Origin of the sequence: Streptomyces sp. PA03-1a (genome assembly GCF_033792805.1) — a bacterium.
Classification (GTDB): Bacteria; Actinomycetota; Actinomycetes; order Streptomycetales; family Streptomycetaceae; genus Actinacidiphila.
In genome coordinates this window covers 56,509-62,176 of sequence record NZ_JARAVO010000020.1, presented here as the reverse complement: position 1 = coordinate 62,176, position 5,668 = coordinate 56,509, and the positions used below count along the sequence as shown (strand labels likewise).

Genomic DNA, 5,668 nt, shown 5'->3' with positions numbered 1-5,668 from the left:
GTCGCGGGGTGGGAACGAGGGTGCCGTCGGGGCGGGATGTCCTGCTGAGGACGGTCAAGGGCCGGCGGAAGGACGTCGCCGTGGGCGCCGTGCTCGGCGCCGGCCATCAGTTCGGGGAGGCGCTCGTCCCCGTCCTCATCGGCATCGTCATCGACCAGGCCGTGTCCGACGGCGACGGACGTGCGCTCTTCGGCTGGCTCGCGGTGCTGGCCGTCGTGTACGTCGGACTCTCCTTCAGCTTCCGCTTCGGCGCCCGCGCCGGCGAACGCGCCGCCGAACAGGCCGCGCACGCACTGCGGATCACCCTCGTACGCCGGGTCCTCGACCCCCGCGGCGGTGCCGAGCGCGGCCATCTGCCCGGTGAGCTGGCCAACATCGCCACCGAGGACGCCAAGCGGGTCGGCGCCGTCAACATGGCGGTCATGACCGGGATCTCGGCCCTCACCGGACTCCTGGTCAGCGCCGTGGCCCTGCTGCGGATCTCCGTCCTGCTGGGCCTGGTCGTCCTCCTCGGCACACCGCTGCTGCTCTGGCTCGGGCACCTGCTGAGCAAGCCCCTGGAGCGGCGCAGCGAGGCCGAGCAGGAGCGCGCCGCGTACGCCTCCGGGATCGCCGCCGACCTGGTGGCGGGACTGCGGGTGCTCAAGGGGATCGGGGCGCAGAGCGCCGCCGTCGAACGGTACCGGCGCACCAGCCGCGCCTCGCTCGGCGCCACGGTGCGGGCGGCGCGCGCGGAGGCCTGGCAGAGCGGGGTGGTGCTCACCCTGACCGGGGTCTTCATCGCGGTGGTCGCACTGATCGGCGGACGGCTCGCCACGGCGGGCGACATCACGCTGGGTCAGCTCGTCTCGGCGGTCGGCCTGGCGCTGTTCCTCCTGGGGCCGCTGGAGGTCTTCGCCTGGGTCAACACCGAGTTCGCCCAGGGGCGGGCCTCCGCGGGACGCATCGCGGCCGTGCTCGCCGCGGAGCCCGACGTGCAGCCCGGCGACCGCGCCCTGCCGGACCCGGTACGCGGCGGGCTGCGGCTGCGGGGCGTCACCCTCGGCGCCCTGCGCGAGGCCGACCTCGACGTGCGGCCCGGAGAACTGCTCGGCGTCGCCAGCACCGACCCGGCCGCCGCGCAGGCACTGCTCGCCTGCCTCGGCCGCACCACGGACCCGGAGGCCGGCGTCGTCGAACTGGACGGCGTACCCCTGCCGGAGCTCGACCCCGCGCGGCTGCGCACCGTGGTCCTCGTCGCGGCGCACGACGCCGACCTGTTCGAGGGCACCCTCGCCGACAACCTGGGCGGCACCGGGGACGACGACCTCGCGCTGGCCGCCGCCGGCGCGGACGAGGTGGCCCGGGCCCTGCCGCAGGGCACCGCCACCGAGGTCACCGAGGGCGGCAGCTCGCTCTCCGGCGGCCAGCGCCAGCGCGTCGCGCTCGCCCGCGCCCTCGTCGCCGACCGCCCGGTGCTCGTCGTGCACGACCCCACCACGGCGGTCGACGCGGTCACCGAGGCCCGCATCGCCGGCGGACTGCGCGAGCACCGCCGCGGCCGCACCACAGTGCTGGTCACCAACAGCCCGGCCCTGCTGTCCGTCGCCGACCGCGTCGTCCTCCTCGACGGTGGCCGGGTGGCGGCCGACGGCGCGCACGGCGACCTCGTGCACGGCGACGCGACCTACCGGACGGCGGTACTGGCATGACGACGGCATCGGCATCCGCGGCGCGGGAGCTGCTGCCCACGGCGACGCCCGCGCGGACGCGTGCCGCGGTACGGGAACTGCTGCGTCCGCACCGGGCGCTGGCGGTGGGCGGGGCCGTGGTGATGGTGGCGGCCACGACGGTGGGGCTGCTGACGCAGCCGCTGCTGGGGCACATCGTCGACCTGGTGACCGACCGGCGCCCGGCGGGGGCGCTGACACTGCCCGCGGTGCTGCTGGTGCTGGTCGCCGTGGCGCAGGGCGTGGCCACCGCCTCCGGCACGTCGCTGGTGTCACGGCTCGGCGAGACCGTGCTGGCCGAGCTGCGCGAGCGCTTCGTCGAGCGCGCGCTGTCGCTGCCGCTGGAGCGCCTGGAGCGGGCCGGTTCCGGCGACCTCAACTCCCGGGTGACGCGGGACGTGTCACGGGTGGCGGACGCGGTGCGCACCGCGCTGCCGGAACTGGTGCGCTCGGGGCTGTCGATCGTGCTGACGCTGGCCGCCCTCGCGGTGCTGGACTGGCGGTTCCTGCTGGCGGCGCTGCTCGCGCTGCCCGTGCAGGCGCACACCGCGCGCTGGTACGTCCGCAACGCCACCCCGCTGTACGCCAAGGAGCGCATCGCCACCGGCGCCCAGCAGCAGCAGTTGCTCGACACCATCGGCGGCGCGGCGACCGTACGGGCCTACCGGTCCGAGGCCGGGCACACCGAGCGGGTCACCGCACGCTCCCGCGCGGCCGTCGACCTGACGCTGCGCGGGGTGCAGCTGGTGCTGCGCTTCTACAGCCGGCTGCACGTGGCCGAGTACACCGGGCTGGCCGCCGTGCTGGTCACCGGTTTCCTGCTGGTGCGCGGCGGCTCCGCGTCGATCGGCACGGCGACGGCGGCGGCCCTGTACTTCCACAGCCTGTTCGGCCCGGTGAACACCGCGCTGGTGCTGCTGGACGACGCACAGTCCGCGACCGCCGCCCTGGCCCGGCTGGTCGGCGTCGTCGACGAGCCGGCGCCCGCCGCCTCCGGAGCCGCGCCGGCCCAGGACGTTCCCGGTGTTCCCGCCGTGACCGTGGAGGGCGTCGGCCACGCCTACGTGCCGGGACGGCCGGTGCTCACTGACGTGGACCTGGTGCTGCGGCCCAAGGAGAGGGTCGCCCTCGTCGGTGCCAGCGGCGCCGGCAAGACCACGCTCGCCAAGATCGTCGTCGGCATCCACCGGCCGTCGTCCGGTCGGGTCGACGTCGGCGGCGGCGAACCCGCGGAGACCGGGCGCACGGTCGCTCTGGTCACGCAGGAGGTGCACGTCTTCTCCGGGCCGCTCTGCGACGACCTGCGCCTGGCCCGACCGGACGCCACCGACGAGGAACTGCGCGAGGCCCTGGAGCGGGTGGGTGCGCTCGGCTGGGCACAGGCGCTGCCCGAGGGCCTCGACACCGTCGTCGGCGAGGGCGGCCACCGCCTGACCGCCGACCGCTCGCAGCAACTCGCCCTCGCCCGGCTGGTGCTGGCCGATCCGCCGGTCGCCGTCCTCGACGAGGCCACCGCGGAGGCCGGCAGCGCCGGCGCCGCGCGGCTGGAGGAGGCCGCCGAGCGCGCGCTGGATGGCCGTACGGCCCTGGTCGTCGCGCACCGGCTCAGTCAGGCCGCCGCCGCCGACCGGGTGGTGGTGATGGAGGAGGGCCGCATCGCCGAGAGCGGCACCCATGACGAACTGCGCGCCGCCGGGGGGCCGTACGCCGCCCTGTGGCAGGCCTGGGCGGAGCACCGCAGCACCCCCCGGCCGTAGCGGCCGCCGCCGCCCCTGAACCAACCCGTCCAGAACCGAAACGAACAGAAGGATCACCCGATGCCCCGCGCCAACAGAGCCACCCGGTTCGCCGGACTGCTCGCCTCCGTACTGATGCTCGTCGGTGCGGTAGCCGCCTGCGGCTCCTCCGACTCGCCCTCCGACGCGTCGAAGCCGGGCTCCGGCTCCACCAAGGCGTCGGCGGGCAACGCCTTCCCCGTCACGATCGCCCACAAGTACGGCAGCACCACGATCAAGTCCGAGCCCAAGCGCGTGGTCACCGTGGGCCTCACCGACCAGGACGCCGTCCTCGCGCTCGGCACCGTCCCGGTCGGCACGACCGAGTGGATCGGCGGCTACAAGGGCGCCTTCGGCCCCTGGGCGCAGGACAAGCTGGGCTCCGCCGCGGCGCCCACGGTCCTGAAGGACACCGGCACCGGGCCGCAGGTCGAGAAGATCGCCGCCCTCAGGCCCGATCTGATCCTCGCCCTGTACTCGGGCCTGACCAAGGCGCAGTACGACACGCTGTCGAAGTTCGCTCCGGTCGTGGCCCAGCCCAAGGAGTTCAACGACTACGGCATCCCGTGGCAGCAGCAGACCGAGACCATCGGCAAGGCGCTCGGCAAGCCCGGGGAGGCCACGAAGCTCGTCGAAGGCGTCGAGGCGAAGTTCGCCGAGGCCAAGAAGGCGCACCCCGAGTTCGCCGGCGCCACCACGGTGATGGCCACCCCGTACGAGGGCACCTTCGTCTACGGCAGCCAGGACGCCCGCTCGCGGCTGCTGGCCGACCTCGGGCTGAAGCTCCCGGCCGACCTGGACAAGGTGATCGGCGACCAGTTCGGCGCCAACATCAGCAAGGAGCGCACCGACCTGCTCGACCAGAGCGTCGCGGTGTGGATCGTGCCCGACACCACCACGGCCGTCGCGAAGCTGCACGAGGACAAGCTGTACGCCGACCTGAAGGTCGTGAAGGAAGGCCGCGAGGTCTTCGTCGAGGAGTCCGGCGACTACGGCAACGCGGTGTCCCTGTCGACCGTGCTGAGCATCCCCTACGTCCTCGACCGCCTCGTCCCGCAGCTCGCCGCCGCGGTGGACGGCGACCCGGCCACGAAGGTGGAACAGCCCGCGTCCTGATCACCGCCGTCCTGCGGTGCTCCGTGCGCCGCCGGGCCGAGGCCGGGCAACCCGGGGCCGGGGCCCGCTCTGCACGCAGAGCGGGCCCCGGCCCGTGTGCCACGCGCTACCGGGCGTCGGTGTCCGGCACGTCCCCGGCGATACGTTCGAGCAGGTCCCGAGCCTCGGCGGTCCGGCGGTGGTCCGGGCCGAACGTCGCCAGGCACGCATCATGCGCGGTCACGGCCCTGCTGAGGGCTTCGCGTTCACGGCCGAGCCCTTGGAGGGCGGTGGCCAGGGCCAGTTCGACCGCACCGGTCTCCGCTCGGTGCTGCTGCGCGGACATGCCGCGGCGCAGGTCGTCGGCGCGTTCCGCCTCGGCGAGTGCCTCTTCGTGACGGGCCTGGGCGTTGAGGCTGCGGGCCAGGCCGAGTCGCAGGACCAGAGCGAACCGGTCATGCTCCGGATGGGCCGCGAGGGCGTCGCGGACGAGGGCCTCCGCTTCCGCGTGACGGCCCTGCGCGGTGAGCGCGAAGACCAGTCCGTTGCGTGCGGCCGCCGCCGTGTTCAGCATGTCCGGGCCGGTGCCGCGGGCCGCTACCCCTACGACGGCCCGGCATTCCGCCTCGCATTCGGCGTGCCGGCCGAGCGCGCTGAGTGCCTGCGCGCGATCCGAACGCAGCTTCAGGGTCAGCATGTGCTCGGCGCCGAAGGTCCTTCCGAACACGGGCAGCAGTTCGTCGTACGCGGTGACGGCCTCGGCGTGACGGCCCTGGGCCCCCACCGCCAGGGCGGCGAAGCTCAGGGCCAGCGGTGCGTACGGGGTGCCGCGCTGCCCGGTCCAGGCAGCCGCCACGGCACGGGCCTCGGTCTCCGCCTCGGCGTAACGCCCCGCCGTGTAGAGCGCGATGACCTCGTCCACGGGGGAACTCGTGGGCCGATCCGCCTCGTGTCGGCCGCGCGGCCGGAAGAGTCTCATGCCCGAAGCGTACGGATCAAGCGCCCGCACCTCCCCATGTGGTGCAGGGACGCACGGGAGGGGCCGCCCCGCGGGGCGGCCCCTCCCGGCCTCTTTCCGTGCGTTCCCGG

4 protein-coding genes are annotated in these 5,668 nt (G+C 74.7%); 3 read left to right on the top strand and 1 reads right to left on the bottom strand.

Translation table 11 applies throughout. From position 1 onward, the window contains the following. Positions 1-8 precede the first annotated feature (8 nt). From PV341_RS06725 to PV341_RS06715, 3 genes are read left to right on the top strand one after another with little or no spacing between them, the layout of a single operon-like run. On the top strand, positions 9-1,691 hold the full coding sequence (locus tag PV341_RS06725; RefSeq protein ID WP_500323622.1) for an ABC transporter ATP-binding protein: 1,683 nt from the start codon (positions 9-11) through the stop codon (positions 1,689-1,691). Further along, entirely contained in the window at positions 1,688-3,466 is a 1,779-nt protein-coding gene (locus PV341_RS06720) for an ABC transporter ATP-binding protein (protein ID WP_500356997.1), read from the top strand. The genes PV341_RS06725 and PV341_RS06720 overlap by 4 nt, the downstream gene beginning before the upstream one ends. Before the next feature lie 60 nt (positions 3,467-3,526). After that, positions 3,527-4,600 carry an iron-siderophore ABC transporter substrate-binding protein gene (locus PV341_RS06715; protein WP_500323620.1) on the top strand — a complete coding sequence of 358 codons (1,074 nt, stop codon included), beginning with the start codon at positions 3,527-3,529 and terminating at the stop codon, positions 4,598-4,600. 106 nt (positions 4,601-4,706) lie between these two features. Here the strand turns inward: PV341_RS06715 and PV341_RS06710 are convergent, their stop codons facing one another. Continuing rightward, positions 4,707-5,558, bottom strand: coding sequence for a tetratricopeptide repeat protein (locus tag PV341_RS06710; RefSeq protein WP_500356996.1), 852 nt, complete (start codon positions 5,556-5,558; stop codon positions 4,707-4,709). Positions 5,559-5,668: the final 110 nt, after the last annotated feature.

Bases quoted from the DNA above. Each gene is read 5' to 3' on its own strand.
- PV341_RS06720 (WP_500356997.1), top strand. From the start codon at position 1,688: ATGACGACGGCATCGGCATCCGCGGCGCGGGAGCTGCTGCCCACGGCG.
- PV341_RS06715 (WP_500323620.1), top strand. From the start codon at position 3,527: ATGCCCCGCGCCAACAGAGCCACCCGGTTCGCCGGACTGCTCGCCTCC.
- PV341_RS06710 (WP_500356996.1), bottom strand. From the start codon at position 5,558: ATGAGACTCTTCCGGCCGCGCGGCCGACACGAGGCGGATCGGCCCACG.